This window comes from Citrobacter sp. MGH110 (assembly GCF_001037515.1).
Lineage (GTDB): Bacteria > Pseudomonadota > Gammaproteobacteria > Enterobacterales > Enterobacteriaceae > Citrobacter > Citrobacter portucalensis.
In genome coordinates this window covers 871,720-894,205 of record NZ_KQ089830.1, presented here as the reverse complement: position 1 = coordinate 894,205, position 22,486 = coordinate 871,720, and the positions used below count along the sequence as shown (strand labels likewise).

Annotated in this window: 23 protein-coding genes; 15 read left to right on the top strand and 8 right to left on the bottom strand. The window is 53.0% G+C overall.

Going from position 1 to position 22,486, the window contains the following annotated elements:
- Nucleotides 1–19: 19 nt before the first annotated feature.
- Genes SK38_RS04335 through SK38_RS04310 form a run of 6 tightly spaced genes read left to right on the top strand, consistent with a single transcriptional unit; the run spans nucleotide 20 to nucleotide 6,456 of the window.
- Nucleotides 20–1,042, top strand: a complete 1,023-nt coding sequence (locus SK38_RS04335) for an ABC transporter substrate-binding protein (protein WP_048235233.1) — start codon at nucleotides 20–22, stop codon at nucleotides 1,040–1,042.
- Between the two features lie 26 nt (nucleotides 1,043–1,068).
- On the top strand, nucleotides 1,069–2,028 hold the full coding sequence (locus tag SK38_RS04330) for a FecCD family ABC transporter permease (protein ID WP_442854879.1): 960 nt from the start codon (nucleotides 1,069–1,071) through the stop codon (nucleotides 2,026–2,028).
- Complete coding sequence (locus SK38_RS04325; RefSeq protein WP_048235231.1) at nucleotides 2,025–2,786, top strand: ABC transporter ATP-binding protein; 762 nt, start codon at nucleotides 2,025–2,027, stop codon at nucleotides 2,784–2,786. Before SK38_RS04330 ends, SK38_RS04325 begins: the two co-directional genes overlap by 4 nt.
- Before the next feature lie 9 nt (nucleotides 2,787–2,795).
- Nucleotides 2,796–3,608 (top strand): class I SAM-dependent methyltransferase, encoded by an 813-nt coding sequence (locus tag SK38_RS04320; protein WP_032943738.1) that lies wholly within the window; start codon nucleotides 2,796–2,798, stop codon nucleotides 3,606–3,608.
- A complete protein-coding gene (gene modD, locus SK38_RS04315; protein WP_048235230.1) occupies nucleotides 3,605–4,462 on the top strand; it encodes a ModD protein in 858 nt (285 codons plus the stop codon). The genes SK38_RS04320 and modD overlap by 4 nt, the downstream gene beginning before the upstream one ends.
- Before the next feature lie 23 nt (nucleotides 4,463–4,485).
- Nucleotides 4,486–6,456, top strand: a complete 1,971-nt coding sequence (locus tag SK38_RS04310; RefSeq protein WP_048235229.1) for a TonB-dependent receptor plug domain-containing protein — start codon at nucleotides 4,486–4,488, stop codon at nucleotides 6,454–6,456.
- 41 nt (nucleotides 6,457–6,497) lie between these two features.
- Here the strand turns inward: SK38_RS04310 and SK38_RS04305 are convergent, their stop codons facing one another.
- Nucleotides 6,498–6,752 carry a GlsB/YeaQ/YmgE family stress response membrane protein gene (locus SK38_RS04305; protein WP_048212573.1) on the bottom strand — a complete coding sequence of 85 codons (255 nt, stop codon included), beginning with the start codon at nucleotides 6,750–6,752 and terminating at the stop codon, nucleotides 6,498–6,500.
- Between the two features lie 201 nt (nucleotides 6,753–6,953).
- Between SK38_RS04305 and ycgR the strand changes: the two genes are divergently transcribed.
- A complete protein-coding gene (gene ycgR / locus SK38_RS04300) occupies nucleotides 6,954–7,688 on the top strand; it encodes a flagellar brake protein YcgR (RefSeq protein WP_048235228.1) in 735 nt (244 codons plus the stop codon).
- Nucleotides 7,689–7,699: 11 nt separating this feature from the next.
- On the opposite strand, the gene emtA is transcribed toward ycgR, so the two are convergent.
- Nucleotides 7,700–8,311: a membrane-bound lytic murein transglycosylase EmtA gene (gene emtA / locus SK38_RS04295; RefSeq protein WP_016153365.1), complete on the bottom strand. Its 612-nt coding sequence runs from the start codon at nucleotides 8,309–8,311 to the stop codon at nucleotides 7,700–7,702.
- A 98-nt stretch (nucleotides 8,312–8,409) separates the two neighbouring features.
- On the opposite strand from emtA, the gene ldcA reads away from it, so the two are divergent.
- Together ldcA and SK38_RS04285 are read left to right on the top strand one after the other, a co-directional pair.
- Nucleotides 8,410–9,324: a muramoyltetrapeptide carboxypeptidase gene (gene ldcA / locus SK38_RS04290; RefSeq protein ID WP_048235227.1), complete on the top strand. Its 915-nt coding sequence runs from the start codon at nucleotides 8,410–8,412 to the stop codon at nucleotides 9,322–9,324.
- A 97-nt stretch (nucleotides 9,325–9,421) separates the two neighbouring features.
- Complete coding sequence (locus tag SK38_RS04285; RefSeq protein ID WP_008785011.1) at nucleotides 9,422–11,155, top strand: potassium/proton antiporter; 1,734 nt, start codon at nucleotides 9,422–9,424, stop codon at nucleotides 11,153–11,155.
- 104 nt (nucleotides 11,156–11,259) lie between these two features.
- Here the strand turns inward: SK38_RS04285 and dadX are convergent, their stop codons facing one another.
- Entirely contained in the window at nucleotides 11,260–12,330 is a 1,071-nt protein-coding gene (dadX, locus tag SK38_RS04280) for a catabolic alanine racemase DadX (RefSeq protein ID WP_048235226.1), read from the bottom strand.
- Between the two features lie 12 nt (nucleotides 12,331–12,342).
- The gene (locus SK38_RS04275; RefSeq protein WP_003833553.1) at nucleotides 12,343–13,641 is read right to left on the bottom strand and encodes a D-amino acid dehydrogenase; all 1,299 of its coding nucleotides are present in this window, start codon (nucleotides 13,639–13,641) and stop codon (nucleotides 12,343–12,345) included.
- A 322-nt stretch (nucleotides 13,642–13,963) separates the two neighbouring features.
- On the opposite strand from SK38_RS04275, the gene SK38_RS04270 reads away from it, so the two are divergent.
- Complete coding sequence (locus SK38_RS04270) at nucleotides 13,964–15,496, top strand: SpoVR family protein (RefSeq protein WP_048235225.1); 1,533 nt, start codon at nucleotides 13,964–13,966, stop codon at nucleotides 15,494–15,496.
- Between the two features lie 102 nt (nucleotides 15,497–15,598).
- Here SK38_RS04270 and fadR read toward each other — a convergent pair whose 3' ends face one another.
- Nucleotides 15,599–16,318 carry a fatty acid metabolism transcriptional regulator FadR gene (gene fadR, locus SK38_RS04265; protein WP_003833559.1) on the bottom strand — a complete coding sequence of 240 codons (720 nt, stop codon included), beginning with the start codon at nucleotides 16,316–16,318 and terminating at the stop codon, nucleotides 15,599–15,601.
- A 236-nt stretch (nucleotides 16,319–16,554) separates the two neighbouring features.
- Between fadR and nhaB the strand changes: the two genes are divergently transcribed.
- From nhaB to SK38_RS04250, 3 genes are all read left to right on the top strand, one after another.
- Complete coding sequence (gene nhaB, locus SK38_RS04260; protein WP_008785014.1) at nucleotides 16,555–18,099, top strand: Na(+)/H(+) antiporter NhaB; 1,545 nt, start codon at nucleotides 16,555–16,557, stop codon at nucleotides 18,097–18,099.
- A 141-nt stretch (nucleotides 18,100–18,240) separates the two neighbouring features.
- Nucleotides 18,241–18,771: a disulfide bond formation protein DsbB gene (dsbB, locus tag SK38_RS04255; RefSeq protein ID WP_003844060.1), complete on the top strand. Its 531-nt coding sequence runs from the start codon at nucleotides 18,241–18,243 to the stop codon at nucleotides 18,769–18,771.
- Nucleotides 18,772–18,881: 110 nt separating this feature from the next.
- Complete coding sequence (locus SK38_RS04250) at nucleotides 18,882–19,223, top strand: TehB family protein (protein ID WP_003020940.1); 342 nt, start codon at nucleotides 18,882–18,884, stop codon at nucleotides 19,221–19,223.
- Nucleotides 19,224–19,252: 29 nt separating this feature from the next.
- Here SK38_RS04250 and SK38_RS04245 read toward each other — a convergent pair whose 3' ends face one another.
- From SK38_RS04245 to SK38_RS04235, 3 genes are all read right to left on the bottom strand, one after another.
- The gene (locus SK38_RS04245) at nucleotides 19,253–19,699 is read right to left on the bottom strand and encodes a YcgN family cysteine cluster protein (protein ID WP_003020944.1); all 447 of its coding nucleotides are present in this window, start codon (nucleotides 19,697–19,699) and stop codon (nucleotides 19,253–19,255) included.
- A gap of 92 nt (nucleotides 19,700–19,791) precedes the next feature.
- Nucleotides 19,792–20,451, bottom strand: coding sequence for a fumarylacetoacetate hydrolase family protein (locus SK38_RS04240; RefSeq protein ID WP_048235224.1), 660 nt, complete (start codon nucleotides 20,449–20,451; stop codon nucleotides 19,792–19,794).
- A 69-nt stretch (nucleotides 20,452–20,520) separates the two neighbouring features.
- Nucleotides 20,521–20,814: a YcgL domain-containing protein gene (locus tag SK38_RS04235; protein ID WP_003833735.1), complete on the bottom strand. Its 294-nt coding sequence runs from the start codon at nucleotides 20,812–20,814 to the stop codon at nucleotides 20,521–20,523.
- 126 nt (nucleotides 20,815–20,940) lie between these two features.
- Between SK38_RS04235 and minC the strand changes: the two genes are divergently transcribed.
- Together minC and minD are read left to right on the top strand one after the other, a co-directional pair.
- The gene (minC, locus tag SK38_RS04230; protein WP_003833736.1) at nucleotides 20,941–21,648 is read left to right on the top strand and encodes a septum site-determining protein MinC; all 708 of its coding nucleotides are present in this window, start codon (nucleotides 20,941–20,943) and stop codon (nucleotides 21,646–21,648) included.
- Nucleotides 21,649–21,671: 23 nt separating this feature from the next.
- Entirely contained in the window at nucleotides 21,672–22,484 is an 813-nt protein-coding gene (gene minD / locus SK38_RS04225; RefSeq protein WP_003020956.1) for a septum site-determining protein MinD, read from the top strand.
- The last annotated feature ends 2 nt before the right edge of the window (nucleotides 22,485–22,486 follow it).

Genomic DNA, 22,486 nt, shown 5'->3' with positions numbered 1-22,486 from the left:
AACCTTCAGGATAACAATAATGCCACTGACAAGACGGATGTTTGCCCAACTCGTGGCATCTGCACTGTTGCTACGCCATCTTCCCGCGTTTGCTCAAACCTCGCTGACTGTGGCCATTGGAGACTCTCCGAAGCCAGAAACGACCCAACGCGTGGTCAGCGCGGGCGCGCCTGCTGACATGCTGCTGCTGGCCGTCGCACCGGAAAAACTGGTGGGGCTTTCCTCCTTTGATTTCTCTCGCCAGACCGCCATCCCGTTTAACGATAACATTCGGACTTTGCCGAAACTCGGCAGGCTGGCGGGGCGCGCCAGCACGCTCTCGCTTGAAGCACTCCTGGCGCTTAAACCTGACCTGGTTATTGACTGCGGTAATGCCGATGAAACCTGGCTTTCTCAGGCCAGACAAGTGAGCACACAAACACAGATTCCCTGGCTGCTGATTAACGGCGAATTGCGCCATACCCCAGAACAGCTGCGCGCAGTCGGTGAAGTATTGGGCGTCGTCTCGCGAACCGCAATGCAGGCCGCGCTGGCCCGTCGATTTATCGATGATGCAATGGCTTTCTCGCATTCACCCGCGGCGAATCTGCGTTTTTATGCCGCGCGCGGTGCCAGAGGACTGGAGACTGGTTTACAAGATTCTCTGCATACCGAAGCTGCAGAACTATTGGGGTTGCACAATGTGGCGCACATCCCCGGACGACAGGGGCTCACACAGGTCTCAATGGAGAATCTGCTCAGCTGGCAGCCGGATATTATCCTGGTGCAGGATGCTGTGACAGCGCAGTTCCTACGAGAAGATCCGGTCTGGCAAGGGGTCAAAGCGGTTGCTGACCGGCGCATTCTGTTTCTCAGCGGTCTGCCGTTTGGCTGGCTGGATGCACCTCCTGGCATCAACCGTTTACTGGGGTTACGCCGCCTGCACGCCTGGCTTGATCCACTGGTTGAAGCGAGCTTTAAAACCGATATGCAGCGCTACAGTGAATTGTTCTGGCACACCACGCTAAGCGACGCACAGTATCAAAGGTTGGTGGCAGTCTGATGAAAACATCAACCCTCGGTTTTCTGATGATTGCTGCGGTGGTGCTTTGCGCGAGCGTCGCCGCGGTATCAGGCGCGTATCGCCTGGATGCACAACAGGTTTTGAATCTCGTGGCCGGTACAGATGGCGTTCCAATGCAGGACAAAATCGTCTTCTGGCAAATCCGCCTGCCACGCATACTGGCTGCATTGCTGCTCGGCACGGCGCTGGCGGGCGCAGGAACCACCTATCAGGGCATGTTCCGCAACCCGCTGGTCTCGCCGGATATTCTCGGCGTGGCGGCGGGTGCGGGTTTAGGTGCCTGTTTAGCAATCCTGTTAGGTTTACCGATCCTGTTCATTCAGCTGTATGCGTTCATGGGCGGTTTATTCGTGGTCGCCGGTGTCTGGTTGATTACCCGGCGAGTCAAGCGACACGACCCGGTGTTAACACTGGTGCTGGTCGGGATTGCGCTGGGTACGGTATGCGGTGCGGGAATTTCACTCATCAAAACGCTGGCCGACCCGTATACCCAACTCCCCTCTATCACTTTCTGGCTGCTTGGCGGTTTATCGACGATCACGCTGCACGACCTGTGGTTCTCGGCACCGCTGATCTTCGCAGGACTGGTCCCGCTATTGCTGCTGCGCTGGCGCATGAACCTGCTCACCCTGTCGGATGATGAAGCACGATCGCTTGGGATCAACGTCTCCCGATTGCGACTGGGACTGATCGTCTGCGCAACGTTAATCACCGCCTGTACCGTTGCCATCGCGGGCATTATCGGCTGGATTGGGCTGGTTGTACCGCACATCGGCAGACTCCTCAGTGGCAATAACCACCAGCAGTTGCTGCCGGTTTCCATGGGGATCGGCGCCATTTTGCTGCTGCTCACCGATACTCTTGCCCGCACGCTGAGCAGCACAGAAATCCCGCTGGGGATCCTGACGGCATTTATTGGCGCACCGTTCTTTTTGCTGCTTTTGCTACGGGGAAATCGCCCATGACGCTTCTGACCGTTCGCCATGCGTCGTTGGGATACCACAGTCACCAGCCCGTGTTACGCGATGTCTCATTTCAGGTTTCGCCCGGCTCCATCTGTTGTCTGATTGGGGCCAACGGCAGTGGAAAAACCACCCTGATGCGCACCATTCTCGGCGTTCTTTCGCCGCTTCACGGTGACATTCTGCTTGATGGCGTCGCCATAAATCATCTCAGCGATCGGCAACGCGCCGCCGCTATTGCCTGGGTTCCTCAGGCACATGACGGCGCGTTTGCCTTCACTGCGCTGGACATGGTGATGATGGGGCTGGCCCCGCAATTGGCGGCATTTGCGGTTCCCGGCGCTAAAGAGCGTGAAAATGCGCACCAGCAGATGACGATGCTGGGAATCTCTCACCTGGCGCCCCGACGCTGGAACACGCTGAGCGGCGGAGAGCGGCAACTGGTGTTAATTGCCCGCGCGCTGGCGCAGCGTCCGCGTCTTTTGTTGCTGGATGAACCCGCTTCCAGCCTGGATTTTGGGCATCAAATCCGTCTGCTCGACACGCTAGTGACGCTGAAAAACTCGGGTATGGCCCTGCTGATGTCGACCCATCATCCGTTGCACGCCCGGGCAATCGCCGACAGCGTGGTACGCGTTGAACCGGATGGCGAAGTGTCACAAGGACTTCCTGAACAGCAGCTCGCCACCGATCGTCTGGCAGCGCTGTATCGCGTTACACCGTCACAAATCGCCCATCACCTCTTTGGCTCACACAACTAAGGAATAAGAATGCTCATTGACGACATTGATTTTGCCGATCTTTACCGTAAACAGTTACAGCTGGCGAACAGAACCGAGAAAAAACCGGAGCACTGGGATAAGCGTGCGGAAAAAATGGCAGAGAATTGCGCCTCATTAACCGACAGCTATCTGCTACAGCTGTTGGGAAAAATCGACCTGAAAGGGGCGGAGTCGCTGTTTGATATGGGCTGCGGTCCCGGTACGGTTTCGCTGGCGTTGGCTAAAAAGATGCCAATAATTTACGGCGTAGATTACAGCCAGGGCATGCTTAGCGTAGCTGCCCGCCGCGCTGCGCAAATGAACGCCCGTCACGTGCAGTGGGTGCAGCGGGCCTGGGAGGAACACTGGGATGATTTACCCCAGTGCGATATCGCCGTCGCTTCGCGCTCTACGCTGGTTGCCGATATGCGCCAGGCGATGACCAAACTGAATAATCAGGCCCGACTGCGGGTTTACACCACTCATCTCGTCAGTTCATCTTTCGTTTCCCCCACCATTCAGCGTGCACTGGGCCGCGAAGTGATTGAGCTTCCCAACTATATCTATGCGCTTAATGTCCTGTATCAGATGGGGATCCACGCGCATGTTGATTTTATCCGCGGACCCAACTGCCAGCAGGACAACAGCACCTGGACGCGTTTTCTGGAAAACGTGCGCTGGAGTATGGGTGAACTGAGCGCCGACGAGGTCGAGCGTCTGGAAACCTGGTATCAACAGCAGGATCCACGCACGATTGCCCCCGCCAGCCGTGACTGGGCGCTTATCTGGTGGGACAGCGTGCCGCGGGAGGCGCTGCGATGATCTACTTTTCGCAGACGCAAACCGACGCGCTGCTGCTGGAAGATATTCAGGGCGGCGATCTGACTACCCGCGCGTTGGGGATCGGCGCACAGCCGGGCGTTATGGCGTTTTACCATCGCCAGGGCGGATGCGTTAGTGGCACCGCCGTTGCCAGACAAATGCTCACCTCATTAGGGCTGACCGTCAGCGACATGGTGGCCGATGGTGAACAGGTAAGTGCAGGACAGCGATTGATTTTCGCACATGGGAATGCGGCGGCGCTGCACCAGGGCTGGAAAGCGGTACAAAATGTCCTGGAATGGAGCTGCGGGGTTTCGGGCTATCTTGAGAGCATGTTGAGCCAACTGCGCCAACGCTATCCTGATGGGCAGATTGCCTGTACCCGCAAAGCCATTCCCGGCACGCGTTTGTTGGCGACTCAGGCAATACTCGCCGCGGGAGGCATTATCCATCGCGGAGGATGCGCCGAAACGGTACTGCTGTTTGCTAATCACCGCCATTTTCTTACCAACCCAAACGACTGGTCAGGTGCGATTGCGCGCTTACGCCGCCATGCGCCAGAAAAAAAGATTGTGGTTGAGGCAGATACGCCAGATGAGGCATTAGCCGCGCTACGCGCCGCGCCCGATGTCCTGCAACTCGACAAATTTACCCCTGAGCAAGCAACAGAAATTGTTCGCCAGGCCCCTTCTCTGGCCCCCCATTGCACGCTGGCGCTGACTGGCGGCATTACCCTCGCCTCGCTGGCGAGTTATCTCGACTGTGGCATCAGACTTTTCATCACTTCCGCGCCTTACTACGCTCCGCCCGCGGATATCAAAGTTAGCCTGAGCCCGGACGCACGTGGCATATAACATTAATAAATGGACTAAAAATAATGAATTTCAACAAAAGTTGTCTTTACACAGCCCTGTCGTTTGCTTTCGCGCACAGTGCTTTTGCTGGGCAGGAAAGCGAAACCATGACCGTCTGGTCAAGTCCGGCCTCCGCCGCAACCACTACGGTTCTCGGCCAGGAAACGATGCAGCAACTGGATAAGCAAAACGTGGCGCAGGCACTGAGCGTTGTCCCCGGCGTCGTGCTGCAAAAGTCAGGCAACCGCAATGAACAGCAGGTGAAAGTCCGCGGTTTTGACAGCCGTCAGGTTCCCGTCTATTTTGACGGCGTGCCGGTATACATCCCCTATGATGGCAACCTCGATTTAGGCCGTTTTCTGACCTCCGATATCGCTTCGGTTGAAGTCTCCAAAGGCTACTCGTCGCTGTTACAAGGGCCGAACCAGATGGGCGGTGCCATCAATATCACCACCCAAAAGCCCACCAAACCGATTGAAGGCAGCATTGGCTATCGCCAGGGCTGGAGTCGTAGCAAAGACAATGCCCACGATATGCACGCTTCATTTGGCGCCAGCAATGATCTCGGCTACATCCAGCTCAGCGGCAGTCAGTTGAAGCAGGATTTCCTTGGCTTACCGCACGGTGTGGACAACCCTATTGCGGGCAGCAACGGCAAGATGATTAACTCCTCCGCCGATGACAAACGCGGCATCGTGAAGCTGGGCTTTACCCCACGTGGTAATGACGAATATGTGCTGACCTATATTAATCAGGACGGTGAAAAAGATAACCCGCCGTACGCTGGAGCAAGCAGTCAGAAATCACGCTACTGGCAATGGCCACAGTACGATAAAGAGAGCTATTACTATCAGGGCACCACCCATCTGGGCGATCGTTTCACCCTGAAAAGCCGTCTGTATCGCGATACCTTTGAAAATACGCTGATGATGTACAACTCACTTGCCGATCTGAAAAACAAGAAAGGCAACTACAGTCATTATTCAGACTATAGCGATGGCGCTGGTCTGCAGCTCGCTGCGGATATGCGTGAAAACGACCTGCTCTCTTTCGCCGTAAACTGGAAGGATGATGTTCACCGCGAGAAAGGCGCTCCGAATGCGGCTTACGATCGCTACGAAGACCGTACCTGGTCCGTTGCCAGCGAATACCAGTGGGCAGCGGCGGATAACGTCGATGTCGTGGCGGGAATAAGCTATGACTGGCGCGACAGTCTGGAAGGCATGAAGCACGAAAAAAATGGTAGCGTCACCCACTATGATGACAACAATCAGTCGGCCTTCAACTGGCAGATGATGACCAAATATCACTTTGAAAATTCAGACACATTAGCGCTGTCCTACTCTGACAGAACACGTTTCCCGACTTTGAAAGAGCGCTACACCACCTCGAAACCGGCCTATAACCAGGTGGCGCTAGTCAATCCGCAGCTTAAACCGGAACGCGCCCGCAGCGTGGATCTGACCTGGAATGGTTCACTTGGCAAAGACTGGGGATTCGAAGCCAGCGTCTATTACAACCGCATCAGCGATGCCATTCTTTCACACAATATTGATGCCGATACCATCCAGAATCAGAACAGCGGCCGGGTGGATTACACCGGTCTGGATGCAGGCGTTAAAGGTAAAGTCTTTGATATGCTGGATGTTGGGCTGAGCTATGGCCTGATTCATGCGGACGTCAAACGCAGCGACATCGGCAAAATAACCGATTTGCCGACGCAAACCCTCACCGCATGGATGACGCTGAAACCGTGGGATCCGCTGAGCATTACGCTGTCTGAAGAGGCCCGCTCATCGAGCTATAGCAATAGCGACGGCTCGCAGAAAGCCGCAGGTTTCGCCATTACCCATTTACGCGCCGACTACGCCATCGGTCACGGGTTCAGCGTCAACGCTTCAGTCAATAACCTGTTCGATACACAATACGTGTACAGCGAAGGATTTATCGAAGAAGGCCGTAATTACTGGGCGGGAATTGAGTATCAGTTCTGACTTAGCGACATAGAGAAACGGCCCCCACAGGGGCCGTTCGATTAATCTCGTCGTACAAGCCGGAAGACACCCAGCACAACAATCGCGCCGACCACGGCCACCAGGAAGCTATGGAGATTAAATCCGCTGACATCGCCGCCAATACCAAACATCGTTGCCAACCATCCACCGACCACAGCACCGACAATACCGAGAATACAGGTCAGGATAAACCCACCGCCATCACGCCCCGGCATAATCAGTTTGGCGATAACCCCCGCAATCAGACCAAAAATAATCCAGGCAATAATTCCCATTTTCAGGCCCTCTTTCCAGTGAACGCACGCGCAAGACATTCCTGCGCCAGCACTTAAAGTATAGGCAAGCCATCGCGACATGCTTTTATCACTCAGACTTAATTCATTGGGTTTGGTAAAAAATTTCATCCATTTGTATTAAGTTCCGTAGATTAATGCCGATAACCCAACGACAAACCAGGCATCCAGGAGTCATTAGGTGTGAGTAACTACAATGAGCAGTTCCTGAAGCAAAATCCGTTAGCGGTGTTAGGTGTACTTCGGGACTTGAAGTCGCAGCAGGTTCCACTGCGTATCTCCTGGTCAGGCGGCCAGTTCATCAGCAAAATTCTGACCGTCAGTCCCGATGAACTGATCATGGATTTTGGCAGCCAGGAATATGAAAACCAGGCCGTACAGCGGGCCAGCCAGATCTCAATTATCGCCGAAACGCAGGGAGCCAAAGTAGAATTCACCCTGCCACAGCTGAAAAAAGGTGAGTATCAGCAACTGCCGGCCTTTATTTCATCCTTGCCGCCTTCTCTGTGGTTTGTGCAGCGTCGGGAATATTTCCGCATCGGCGCTCCGCTGCATCCTCCCTATCGCTGCACGGCAAAAATGCCGGACAACAGCATTCTGCATTTTCGCTTATTCGATCTGTCTCTCGGCGGCATGGGCGGGCTGTTAGAAGTGGCAAAACCAGAGGGGTTGGCAGAAGGTATGCGCTTCTCGCAGGTTGAACTAAATATGGAGCAATGGGGGGTGTATCACGTTGACGCCCAACTTATTTCCATTAGCGAACGCAAGGTTATCGATGGGAAAAACGAAACCATTACCACTCCCCGCCTGAGCTTTCGTTTTCTCAACGTCGGCCCGGCGGTGGAGCGGAACTTACAGCGGATTATTTTTTCCCTTGAACGCGAGGCCCGGGAAAAGTCGAACAAGGTGCGCGATTAGCATCACCTGAATTACATCACATCCAGCGCTTGTTGAAGCTTCCAGATATAGCGCGGGGCCTGCGGCGCCGGATGATTGTCCGCAACATGTTCAATAAATTCATCCGGGCTGAGGTCGTTGATTTTATTGATCGCTTTTTTCCTGTCGGATGAGAACGTGCGTAACAGTGCGCCCGCACCGTTGGCGTACGAGACTACCAGCGCGTACTGCATCACCTGCGGATCTTCAATCCCGGCCAGCGGCCCGGTTTCGAGAATACTCAGGTATGCGGCCCCCATCGAGATATTGCGCTCGGGGTTTTTCAACTCACTGGTCGACGGCTCTCCACTCCAGCCCATGCGGCGATAAACATCGCGTCCTGAAGTTGAGGCTTTCAACTGCATCAGACCAATCGCATTGGACTTACTGACCGCATTCGGATTTCCGCCTGATTCAATGGCGATAATAGCGGTAATCAATTGTGGACTGACACCCCAGGCCGCACCGGCTTTTTCACTGATCGGCATCCATTGCATTGCGCGTTTAACCGGAACTTCAGCATTCCACGGCGGGTTTTTGTAATCCTGTTTTGAACTACAGCCCGCAAGTAATACAACCAAAAAAGCAAACCATCTCAATTTCACGTCATCTATCCTTATAGCCGGAACCTGTCGCTGAGGTGACAACGACATACCTACGCGGCATGATATACATTTGGTTTTAGTTGTAGCAAGGAAATGCCATGTCCCGGTTTCACTTAATTGCCCCATCGGGCTACTGTATCAATCAGCAGGCTGCCTTACGTGGGCTTGCGCGTCTTATTGAGGCCGGTCATCAGGTCGACAATTCAGCGGTCATTGCGCGCCGCTGCCAGCGTTTTGCGGGGACAGAGGCAGAAAGGCTTGCTGATGTGAACTCGCTCGTTAATCTGAAAACCCCCGATACCGTTGTGATGGCGGTACGCGGCGGCTATGGCGCGAGCCGTTTACTGGAAGATATTGACTGGCAGGGGCTGGCAGCCCGCCAGCAACAAGATCCGCTACTGCTGTGCGGACACAGCGATTTTACGGCGATCCAGTGTGGTCTGCTGACACAGGGGAATGTGATTAGCTTCAGCGGCCCGATGCTGGCGGCGAACTTCGGCGCCGAAGAAATGAACGCATTCACCGAGCACCATTTCTGGCAGGCTTTGCGTAATGCCCAATTTACCCTCGAATGGCAGGGTGACGGTCCGCAGTGCGCAACTGAAGGTACACTGTGGGGCGGAAATCTGGCGATGATCATTTCGCTGATGGGTACACCGTGGATGCCGGCCATCAAAAACGGCATTTTGGTGCTGGAAGACATTAACGAGCATCCATTCCGTGTCGAGCGCATGCTGCTGCAGCTGTACCACGCCGGAATACTGGCCCAGCAAAACGCCATTATTCTCGGCAGTTTTAGCGGTAGCGCACCCAATGATTACGATGCCGGTTACAATCTTGATTCAGTTTGTGATTTTCTGCGCGCCAGATTGTCAGTACCGTTGATCTGCGGCCTCGATTTTGGCCATGAACAACGCACTGTCACCCTGCCTTTGGGAGCCAATGCGGTGCTGAAAAATGATAAAAACGGCACTCAGCTCACCTTAAGTGGGCATCCGGTACTAAAATCGTAAAAAAAGCGGCTAATGGGGCTAAGCAAAACGCTGTTTCTGTCGTTATTATGGTAGGGTTTATTAATACGAAACAGCGTAATTCAGGAGTAACCGAACGTTGGATGCCGCAGCAATTATTAGCCTTTTTATTTTGGGTTCCGTTCTCGTCACCTGCAGTATCTTACTCAGTTCATTCTCATCACGCCTCGGTATCCCTATCCTGGTGATATTTCTCGCTATCGGTATGTTAGCGGGCGTAGATGGTATAGGCGGCATACCTTTCGATAACTATCCATTCGCCTACATGGTGAGTAACCTGGCACTGGCAGTTATCCTGCTCGACGGCGGGATGCGCACCCAGGCCAGCTCTTTTCGCGTTGCGTTAGGCCCGGCGCTATCGTTGGCGACGGTCGGTGTGCTGATTACTTCCGGACTCACCGGCATGATGGCCGCGTGGCTGTTTCATCTGGATCTTATTGAAGGACTCCTGATTGGCGCGATTGTTGGTTCAACCGACGCCGCGGCGGTCTTTTCCCTGCTTGGCGGTAAGGGGCTTAACGAACGCGTTGGCTCTACGCTGGAAATTGAATCCGGCAGTAATGACCCGATGGCCGTGTTTTTGACCATCACGCTCATCGCCATGATCCAAAACCACGAAACCGGTTTAAGCTGGATGTTCGCGGTGCACATTATCCAGCAGTTTGGCTTAGGCATCGTTATCGGTCTGGGCGGTGGATATATGCTTCAGCAGATGATTAACCGCATTTCTCTGCCTGCCGGACTGTATCCGCTATTGGCGTTAAGCGGTGGGATCCTGATTTTTGCCCTGACCACTGCGCTGGAAGGCAGCGGTATTCTGGCAGTTTATCTGTGTGGTTTCTTGCTGGGTAATCGCCCTATTCGCAACCGGTTTGGCATTCTGCAAAACTTCGACGGTCTGGCCTGGCTGGCGCAAATCGCCATGTTCCTGGTGCTCGGACTGCTGGTTACGCCGTCCGACCTGCTACCTATCGTGGTTCCTGCGCTGATTTTGTCTGCGTGGATGATTTTCATTGCCCGCCCACTTTCGGTTTTCGCCGGACTGCTGCCGTTTCGCGGCTTCAATCTGCGCGAACGCATTTTCATCAGTTGGGTGGGTCTGCGCGGTGCGGTACCCATCATCCTCGCCGTCTTCCCAATGATGGCGGGTCTGGAGAATGCACGCCTGTTCTTTAACGTCGCCTTCTTCGTGGTACTGATCTCGTTGCTGTTCCAGGGAACCTCTCTTTCATGGGCCGCTAAAAAAGCCAAAGTGGTGGTCCCTCCTGTTGGCTGGCCCGTGTCGCGCATTGGCCTGGATATTCATCCGGATAACCCGTGGGAGCAGTTTGTTTATCAGCTCAGCGCCGATAAGTGGTGCGTAGGAGCCGCATTGCGCGACCTGCATATGCCGGAAGAAACGCGAATAGCCGCCCTGTTTCGTGACAACGTGCTGTTTCACCCCTCCGGCAGCACACGTCTGCGCGAAGGCGATGTATTGTGTGTTATTGGCCGCGAGCGCGATCTCCCGGCTCTTGGCAAGCTGTTCAGCCAGTCGCCACCTGTGTCGTTAGACCAGCGCTTCTTCGGTGATTTTATTCTTGAAGCCAGCGCAAAATATGCCGATGTGGCGCTGATTTATGGCCTGGAAGATGGCACCGAGTATCGTGATAAGCAGCAAACGTTGGGTGAAATTGTCCAGCATCTGCTTGGTGCCGCGCCGGTCGTCGGTGACCAGGTGGAATTCGCTGGCATGATCTGGACCGTAGCCGAGAAGGAAGATAATGCGGTGCTGAAGGTCGGTGTTCGCGTTGCTGAAGATGAGGATGAGTAAAGCGGATGTTTTGCCGGGTGGCGGCTGCGCCTTACCCGGCCTACAAAATGCACTGACTCTGGAGGCCTGATAAACGCAGCAGCATCAGGCAATGCTATATAAAGTTACACCGTCACAACTGGCACGCGCAGCGCCAGAGAACACATTAACTCGTAGCCTACCGTACCTGCGGCGGTGGCCACATCGTCAATTTTAATCTCTTTGCCCCACAGCTCTACCGGCGTCCCGATCCCTGCCTGCGGGCATGGTGTCAGATCTACCGCCAACATATCCATTGAGACTGTCCCCACCGTCCCGGTACGTACACCGTCCACCAGCACCGGAGTACCACTTGGCGCATGGCGTGGATAACCGTCTGCATAGCCGGTCGCTACAATGCCAATGCGCTGCTCGCCGCTGGCAGTGTAGCGTCCACCGTAGCCCACCCGATCGCCAGCTTTCAGCGTCTGTATGCCGATGATCTCACTGCTCAGCGTCATCACTGGCTTCAGGCCGGTGTTAGCGATGTCCCGCCATTGTCCTGAAGGCGACGCACCATACAAAATAATGCCCGGACGAACCCAGTCATAATGCGCTTCAGGGTGCCACAGCGTGGCTGCCGAATTCGACAGCGATCGTCTGCACTCCAGCCCTTCAGTTGCCTGCGCAATACGTGTCATAGCCTCCTGTATACCTTCCGGGTGCTCTGCATCGGCAAAATGGGACATCAGCGTCATTTCACCGACATTGGGCATCGCCCGCAGCTGTTGCCAGACCGTGGGAACTCTTTCCGGTAAAAAACCAAGGCGGTTCATACCACTGTTCACCTTCAGGTAAACATCGAGCGGCGCCTTCAGGCGTGCATTCTGCAATGCTTTTAGCTGCCAGTTACTGTGTACACAGGTGGTGAGTCGATAATTGTCATATACCGTCAGGTCTTCGGCGTGGAAAAAACCCTCCAGCATGAGTATCGGGCCTTTCCATCCGCGCTCGCGTAGGGTTATCGCCTCTTCAAGATTGAGCATGGCAAAACCATCGGTTGTGCCCAGCGCATTCCAGACGCGTTCAATACCGTGTCCATACGCATTGGCTTTCACCACCGACCAGACGCGGGCGTCCGGCGCGGCCTGGCGGGTAATGGTCAGATTTTGTTTCAACGCCTGCAGGTCAATGCTGGCCAGTATCGGGCGGGTCATCTCACGTCCTTATCAGTTATGTGCGCCATGTAAATGCCGTGGACGAGAGGGGGTAAACCCCGGACTGTAACGCGCCACGCTCAGATCGTCATAAGGTATGGCTGGCGTGCGGCCAGAAAGGATATCGCTCAGTAGCTGACCGGAGCCGCAGGCCATGGTCCAACCCAGCGTGCCGTGGCCGGTATTGAGCAGCAGATTCTTAAAGCGGGTGCGCCCCACCACAGGCGTTCCGTCCGGCGTCATCGGACGCAGTCCGGTCCAGAAGGTTGCCTGCTCCACATGACCGCCGCGCGGGAAGAGATCGCGTACGACCATTTCCAGCGTTTCACGACGAGGTTGTAGCAATTCTGTATTAAAGCCGACAATCTCCGCCATGCCGCCAACGCGAATACGATTGTCAAAGCGGGTAATAGCGATTTTGTAGGTTTCATCAAGGATAGTAGAAACCGGCGCACCGTCGTCTTGCGCCACCGGAATGGTCAACGAATAGCCTTTGAGCGGATAGACCGGGATATCAACGATCCCTTTCAGCATTGCCGTGGAGTACGAACCAAACGCCATCACATAGGCATCGGCTTTAACTATCTCTTCGCCGCACTGGACGCCATAAATCTGCTCACCATCGCTCAGCAGCTTATCGACCGGGGTATTAAAGCGAAACTTAACGCCTGCCTGCTCCGCCATCTGCGCCAGACGCTGGGTAAACAGCTGGCAGTCGCCGGTTTCATCATTCGGTAAACGCAAACCACCGGTCAGTTTATGGGCCACTTCTGCCAGTGCGGGTTCGACTTCCGCCAGACGGTTTGCTTCCAGCAGTTGATATGGTACGCCCGCATCTTCTAGCACGGCGATGTCGCGGGTAGCGTTCTCATACTGTTGAGCGGTACGGAAAAGTTGCAGGGTTCCGCCCTGGCGCCCTTCGTACTCGATACCGGTAGAGGCGCGCAGCGCTTTCAGGCAATCACGGCTGTATTCCGCCAGTCGCACCATGCGTCCTTTATTTTCCATGTAGTGGCTGGTGTCGCAGTTGCGCAGCATCTGCCACATCCATTTCAACTGGAACTGGGTTCCGTCAAGACGGACGGCCAGCGGAGCGTGGCGCTGAAACATCCACTTAATTGCTTTTAGCGGTACGCCTGGTGCCGCCCATGGTGCTGCATAACCTGGAGAGATTTGCCCCGCGTTCGCCGCACTGGTTTCCAGTGCCGGACCGGGCTCACGATCAATGACGGTGACATCGTGTCCAGCCTGACTTAAGTACCAGGCGCTGGTCACGCCAACGACACCACTTCCCAGTATGACAACTCGCATAGCCACTCCGTTAACAGTAAAAGAACAATCATCTAATTACATCTTGATAACTCAGTTGAAAATATTATTCAACATATGGCTTTTTTATGGTGACTTACCTCACATATAGCGGTGATAGCTGGGGACTCTCCGCTTTGGCATCTCCTGCTGTGCGTTATTTTTATCCAGCATAAAATTTTGCGGCCATGCCATTTTTCGACGCCTCGCTAACGTGAAATCGCAAAGAAAAAATTTCTGCCGCAGCACGTTTTTTAACACCATGATCTATGCTTGACATGAGGTACTCCAGACAGAGAGTGCCGCCAACAATGAGGGTGCGCGAATGGCTACGATTGATTCCATGAACAAGGACAGCACACGGTTAAGCGATGGACCCGACTGGACGTTTGATCTGCTGGATGTCTATCTGACAGAGATAGACCGCGTGGCGAAACTCTACAGACTGGATACCTACCCGCACCAAATCGAGGTGATCACCTCCGAACAGATGATGGATGCTTATTCCAGCGTCGGGATGCCGATCAACTATCCTCACTGGTCGTTTGGTAAAAAGTTTATTGAAACCGAGCGCTTGTATAAACATGGTCAGCAGGGGCTGGCCTATGAGATTGTTATCAACTCCAATCCGTGTATCGCGTATCTGATGGAGGAGAACACCATCACTATGCAGGCGCTGGTGATGGCGCATGCCTGCTACGGACACAACTCCTTTTTCAAAAACAACTACCTGTTCCGAAGCTGGACGGATGCCAGTTCCATTGTCGATTACCTGATCTTCGCGCGAAACTATATTACCCAGTGTGAAGAGCGTTACGGCGTGGATGAAGTCGAAAAGCTGCTCGACTCCTGCCATGCGCTGATGAACTACGGCGTTGACCGTTACAAACGCCCGCAAAAAATCTCCCTACAGGAAGAGAAAGCCCGTCAGAAAAGCCGTGAAGAGTATCTGCAAAGCCAGGTGAATATGTTGTGGCGCACGCTGCCGAAGAAAGAGGAAGAGAAAACCGTGGCGGAAGCCCGGCGTTATCCCTCTGAGCCACAGGAGAACCTGCTGTACTTCATGGAGAAGAACGCCCCGCTGCTGGAGTCCTGGCAACGCGAAGTGTTGCGCATTGTACGCAAGGTCAGCCAGTATTTTTATCCGCAGAAACAGACGCAGGTGATGAACGAGGGCTGGGCCACTTTCTGGCATTACACCATCCTGAACCACCTTTATGATGAAGGTAAAGTCACCGAACGGTTTATGCTGGAGTTTCTGCATAGCCATACCAATGTGGTATTTCAGCCGCCCTACAACAGCCCGTGGTATAGCGGGATAAACCCTTATGCCCTGGGATTTGCCATGTTCCAGGATATCAAACGTATTTGTCAGTCGCCGACCGAGGAGGACAAATACTGGTTCCCGGACATAGCGGGTTCCGACTGGCTGGAAACCCTGCATTTCGCGATGCGCGATTTCAAAGATGAGAGCTTTATCAGCCAGTTCCTGTCACCGAAGGTGATGCGTGATTTCCGTCTGTTCACCGTGCTGGATGACGATCGTCACAACTATCTGGAGATTTCTGCGATTCATAACGAGGAAGGATATCGTGAGATCCGCAACAGGTTGTCGTCGCAATACAACCTCAGCAACCTGGAGCCGAATATTCAAATCTGGAATGTCGATCTGCGTGGCGACCGTTCGCTCACCTTACGCTATATTCCGCATAATCGCGCACCGCTGGATAAAGGACGCAAAGAAGTGCTCAAGCACGTACACCGGCTTTGGGGTTTTGACGTGATGCTGGAGCAACAGAATGAAGATGGCAGCGTGGAGCTGTTGGAGCGTTGCCCGCCAAGGATGAACGGTCTGTAAATCTTATTACCGGAGGCGGTGTAAACACCTAAACCGGCCTACGAAGTGCACACATTGTAGGCCGGATAAGACGCTTTGGCGTCGCCATCCGGCTTTGAGCAATTAACGGCCCTGAATCGCCAAATCGCCCGGCAGGCTCTTTTGCATGCGATGCCAAATTTCGCCACTGTCGTGACCATATCGACGCACCGTTTCATACACCTGCTCATGAGCGCCCTGCTCGCAGAGTTCTGACAGTTTACGGTAGAAGCTCAGCGCCAGCGCGCGCGCTTCCGGATTGGCAAAATAATGACGACCAATGCGGGTATATAATCCTTTCATACCGTTGAGGATCAAACCGTAAATCGGATTGCCGGAGGCAAATGCCAGGCCGCGGAAAATGTTATAGTCCAGATCGGCAAATGCGTCAGCGTGGTCGGCCACCTGATTTGCCGTCGCAAGAACCTCCTGTGCTTTATCAGGATGCTGGCGAAACGCAGTGCGAACAAAGATCGTCGAAATATTGGTACGCACGGACAGCAGATTATCAATCAACTGCGGGACACTCTCGTGATCGAGACGCGCCAGCGTTTCAAGAATATTCAGCCCGGAAGTTTCCCAGAAGTTATTCACCTTCGTCGGTTTGCCGTGTTGAATGGTCAACCAGCCATCTCGCGCCAACCGCTGCAATACTTCGCGTAGCGTGGTACGTGTCACCCCAATAAGTTCGGAGAGTTCACGTTCAGCGGGCAAAATAGTGCCAGGTGGGAAGCGGTTATTCCAGATACTTTCAATGATGTACTCTTCCGCGAACCCAGCCGGGCTTTGCGCCTTAATGACCATAGTAAAAATTCCATTACACAGCAAAACATAGTTACACACATCATACCAGATGGGTATCTTAGCTGATAGCTGACGCAATGAAGAAAAAGTGGATCAAGGCTTCATTTTCCAAATAACGCTACAGCACAGCCAACATTGCCAGTCTCGTGAATAGCTTGCCTGTACTCCCTCCTCCCGCTAAGCTTTGCGGTCAAACATAAAAACATGATTTCATTTTTAAAGGTAGGGAAATCACCATGGAGCTATCATGGGGCCGCGCTATGTGGCGCAATTTTTTAGGTCAATCACCAGACTGGTACAAACTTGCACTGCTTGTCTTCTTAGTCGTTAACCCGATTATTTTTTTCATCAACCCTTTTATCGCCGGCTGGTTGCTGGTGGCCGAGTTCATTTTCACGCTGGCGATGGCGTTAAAATGCTACCCACTGCTGCCAGGCGGGCTGTTGGCTATCGAAGCTGTCATTATTGGCATGACCAGCGCCACGCATGTGCGTGAAGAGGTTGCCGCAAATCTTGAGGTGTTATTGCTGCTGATGTTTATGGTGGCAGGCATCTACTTTATGAAGCAGTTATTACTGTTTATTTTCACGCGTCTGCTGCTCACTATTCGCTCCAAGACGCTGCTGTCACTGTCTTTTTGTGTTGCAGCCGCTTTCCTCTCTGCGTTCCTCGATGCGTTGACCGTCGTTGCCGTGGTAATCAGCGTTGCGGTCGGGTTTTATGGTATCTACCATCGCGTTGCTTCTTCTCGCGCGGAAGACAACAACATGCTTGATGACAGCCATATCGATCAGCACAATAAAGTCGTACTTGAGCAGTTCCGCGGTTTTCTGCGTAGCCTGATGATGCACGCGGGTGTCGGTACGGCGTTAGGCGGCGTGATGACCATGGTGGGCGAGCCACAAAACCTGATTATTGCCAAAGCGGCTGGCTGGCATTTTGGCGACTTCTTCCTGCGCATGTCGCCAGTTACCGTCCCGGTACTGATTTGCGGCCTGTTAACCTGTGTACTGGTCGAGAAATTGCGCTGGTTTGGCTATGGCGAAACGCTGCCGGAGACCGTCCGTGATGTCCTGCAACAGTTTGACGATCAGAGCCGCCAACAACGTACCCGCCAGGACAAAATCAAACTGATTGTCCAGGCGATTATTGGCGTCTGGCTGGTCGTTGCTTTGGCCCTGCATCTGGCAGAAGTCGGATTAATCGGTTTGTCGGTCATCATTCTGGCAACCTCGTTGACCGGTGTCACCGACGAACATGCGATAGGTAAAGCCTTTACCGAGTCGCTACCCTTCACCGCGCTGCTGACCGTGTTCTTCTCTATTGTCGCGGTGATTATCGATCAACAGCTCTTTTCACCGATTATTCAGTTTGTGTTGCAGTCGTCTGAACATGCACAACTGACGCTGTTTTATCTCTTCAACGGCCTGCTGTCTTCGATCTCTGATAACGTTTTTGTTGGTACGATTTATATCAATGAAGCCAAAGCCGCGATGGAACATGGGACCATCAGCCTTAACCAATTTGAGCTGTTGGCGGTGGCGATCAATACCGGGACCAACCTGCCTTCGGTGGCCACGCCAAACGGCCAGGCTGCATTCCTGTTCCTGCTGACCTCTGCACTGGCACCGTTGATTCGCCTCTCTTATGGTCGCATGGTGTGGATGGCTCTGCCTTATACTCTCGTCCTGACGCTCGTCGGCCTGCTTTGCGTCGAGTTCACGCTAGTTCCGGTGACCGAGTGGATGACCCAAACGGGCTGGTTAGCTACACTTTCATAACAATTAACCGGGCAAATCACTGCCCGGTTTGACTTTTTGCATGATAAATATCCGATTACGCAAATTTTCAATTCCCGCTAGTGGCGCATAAAGTGAATTGGTTTAAACTGCGGTCTCTACGCATGTTGCAGGGAAATGATTATGTTGCGATTTTTAAACCAGTGCTCCCGAGGTCGTGGAGCATGGTTATTGTTGGCGTTAACCGCCTTTGCGCTGGAGCTCGTCGCGCTGTGGTTCCAGCACGTCATGCTGCTAAAACCTTGCGTGTTGTGTATTTACGAACGTAGCGCATTATTTGGCGTGATGGGTGCAGGGCTGGTGGGTGCTATCGCACCAAAAACACCGCTGCGCTATGTGGCGATGATAATCTGGATTTACAGTGCCTGGCGCGGACTTCAGTTAGCGTATGAGCACACCATGATTCAGCTGCACCCATCCCCGTTTATGACCTGTGATTTTGCCGCACGCTTCCCAAGCTGGCTGCCGCTGGACAAATGGCTGCCGCAGGTGTTTTTAGCGTCCGGTGACTGTGCTGAGCGCCAGTGGTCTTTTTTAACCCTGGAAATGCCGCAGTGGCTGTTGGGGATCTTCGCCGCCTACCTGGTGGTCGCCGTGCTGGTAGTGATAGCACAGCCGTTCAAACCGAAAAAACGTGACCTCTTCGGTCGCTAACAGAGACGCTCCTTCGGGAGCGTTTTTTTTGCCTTAAATTCATTGCCTGCTGGCATCTATAAGATGTATATTAAATGCATCTTATAGATGCCACACCAAGGAGATGTCTTATGTCCCATTTACGCATCCCGGCAAACTGGAAAGTTAAACGCTCTACTCCCTTCTTCACGAAAGACAACGTCCCGGCAGCACTTCTTTCTCACCATAACACTGCAGCAGGCGTTTTTGGCCAGCTTTGCGTGATGGAAGGTACGGTAACGTATTACGGCTTTGCCAATGAAGACGCAAAAGAGCCTGAAGTAAAAGTTGTGATTAATGCCGGTCAGTTTGCGACCAGTCCGCCGCAGTACTGGCATCGCGTTGAATTAAGCGACGACGCCCAATTCAACATCAATTTCTGGGTTGAAGATGACAACCATGGCGATGAGATGTATCAGGCGAAAAAGTCTTAAGCCTTAACGCCTGCTAATCGATGGGCGGCTTAGTCCGCCCATGAAGGTTTGTTCAAAATATGATCCTGCCAGTCACGCACTTCCGATTCTTTCACTGCAATATGACGTACTGAAATACGTTCACCGTGCATCGCCGCTTTTGATCCCGTCAGCAGTGGATGCCACTCCGGCAGCCCTTTACCTTCCGCTAGCAGACGATACGCGCAGGTCATCGGCAGCCATTCAAAGGTAGGCAGATTATCGCGCGTCAGTTTGATACAGTCAGGCTCGTACTCGAATCGGCGTTCGTAATTACGGCACTGACAGGTTTTGATATTGAGCTGCTTACACGCGACGTTAGTAAAATAGATTTCGTCGGTGTCTTCATCCATCAGCTTATGCAGGCAGCATTGACCACACCCGTCACATAATGACTCCCACTCGGCATCGGTCATTTCATCCAGGGTTTTACTTTGCCAGAAAGGTATGTCGCTCATCAGGGTATCCGCTATTGCAATAAAGCTGCACCTTATAACCAGTCTGGCACGCTGATGCAAGTTTTGCCGCCCGAAAAGGCGGCAAGAAGAGATTACAGCACGCGTGTCGTCAGCGTTTGACCATGAAAACTGATAGCCAGCTCATCACCGCTGTTTAACGGCCCAACGCCCGCTGGCGTCCCCGTCAACACAACATCGCCCGCTTTGAGGGTAAAGAAACGACTCATGTAGGCAATCAAAGGAACGATGTGATGGATCATATCCGCCGTGGTGCCGTGCTGGCGCTGCTCACCGTTAACCGTTAACCCGAGCATCGTATCCTGAGGATCACCATTAAATTCCGCTACCGGAATAAACCCTGACAGCGGGCAAGAGTTATCAAAGCCCTTCGCTTTTTCCCACGGCTGCCCCGCCTTCTTCATTTTGCCCTGAATATCACGCAGGGTCAGATCCAACGCGACGCCATAGCCCGCGATGGCTTTGCGCACATGTTCTTCCGTCGCCTGACGTAGGGTCGCGCCAATTAGTACAGCCAGCTCAACTTCATGGTGAACCGAACCCATATCAGATGGGATCACCAGCGGCTGGCGTAAATCGCACAGCGCGGTTTCCGGTTTAATAAACAGCACCGGCTCTTCCGGGGTACTTCCGCCCATCTCTTTAATATGATTAGCATAGTTACTCCCTACGCAAACCACCTTACTCACCGGATAATCCAGCAGAGCACCATGCCAGTTATGATGTTGATACATTACTTTCCCCTAACGTAGTTATCAATTTCAGGTACTGCATCGATGGGGCGTGCTGCTGCCGGATGCAGTTTAACGTTTATCGTCTGGTGTATTTTGTTTCGTCGCGGCCAGATGCTGTTTAAGTAAATCTTCTGGCGGCGGTGGTATTTGTAAATAATAGCCCTGCTCGGTGAGTGCCTGTTTTACTTTTTCCAGATCGGCATTAACCAGCTTTTTACGGCCATCAAGCGGCAACATCATTGCCAGCGTCGGCTGACCAAATCCTTTCATCAGTTCTTCAGGAACTCGCGAGAAATCGTCTTTTTTTTCGACATATAAATAGGTCTGGTCACGTTTACTGCTTCGGTAGATCACACAAAACATATCTTTTACTCTGAATTCACGGAATGGTGGCTTGCCTCAATATAATACTGACTATAACATGCCTTATAGTCTTCGGAATATCACCCCGCGCTGGGGATGATAAATAGCAAATTGAGTAAGGCCAGGATGTCAAACACGCCAATCGAGCTTAAAGGCAGTAGCTTCACCTTATCAGTGGTTCATTTACATGAAGCAGAACCCGAGGTTATTCGTCAGGCGTTGGAAGACAAAATCGCGCAGGCACCTGCTTTTTTAAAACATGCTCCCGTAGTGGTTAACGTGAGTGGTCTTGAAAGCCCGGTAAACTGGTCAGCGCTGCAGAAGGTTGTCGCGTCTACCGGATTGCGCATTATCGGCGTTAGCGGATGCAAAGATGCCAGACTCAAGGCAGAAATCGACGAAATGGGTCTTCCTTTACTGACTGAAGGTAAAGAAAAAGCTATTCGTCCTGCGCCCGTTGAGGCCCCGGCTCCCGTCGCTCCGCCACAAAACGTTACTCCCATCACAAAAACACGATTAATAAATGTGCCGGTTCGTTCCGGTCAGCGCATTTATGCACCACAATGTGATCTGATTGTTACAAGCCACGTCAGTGCAGGTGCAGAGCTTATCGCTGATGGCAATATTCATGTTTATGGAATGATGAGAGGCCGTGCGTTGGCAGGCGCAAGCGGTGACCGGGAAGCGCAAATTTTTTGTACCCATCTGACGGCAGAACTGGTGTCTATCGCAGGTGTTTATTGGCTGAGTGATAAAATCCCAGCAGAATTTTATGGCAAAGCGGCACGTCTGCAATTAGCAGAGAACGCTTTGACAGTTCAACCGTTGAATTGATCCCTTTTTAACAAGGAATTTCTATGGCACGCATTATTGTTGTTACTTCGGGTAAAGGGGGCGTTGGCAAAACCACCTCCAGCGCGGCCATCGCTACAGGTTTGGCCCAGAAGGGAAAGAAAACTGTCGTTATTGATTTTGATATCGGCCTGCGTAATCTCGATCTGATTATGGGTTGTGAACGCCGCGTCGTTTACGACTTCGTCAACGTTATTCAGGGCGATGCGTCGTTAAATCAGGCGCTAATCAAAGATAAGCGTACCGAAAATCTCTTTATTCTTCCGGCCTCACAAACTCGCGATAAAGACGCGCTGACGCGTGAAGGCGTCGCGAAAGTTCTGGACGACCTGAAAACGATGGAATTCGACTTCATCGTCTGCGACTCTCCGGCGGGTATTGAAACTGGTGCGCTGATGGCCCTGTATTTTGCCGATGAAGCGATTATTACCACCAACCCGGAAGTCTCCTCTGTACGTGACTCTGACCGTATTCTGGGTATTCTGGCGTCGAAATCTCGTCGCGCGGAAAACGGTGAAGATCCAATTAAAGAGCATTTGTTGCTGACGCGCTACAACCCTGGCCGCGTAAATAAAGGTGACATGCTGAGCATGGAAGACGTACTGGAAATTCTGCGAATCAAGCTGGTTGGCGTGATTCCTGAAGATCAGTCAGTCCTGCGCGCGTCTAACCAGGGTGAGCCGGTTATTCTCGACATCAATGCTGATGCCGGTAAAGCCTATGCTGATACCGTAGACCGTCTGTTGGGAGAAGAACGTCCTTTCCGCTTCATTGAAGAAGAGAAGAAAGGTTTCCTCAAACGCCTGTTCGGAGGATAAGT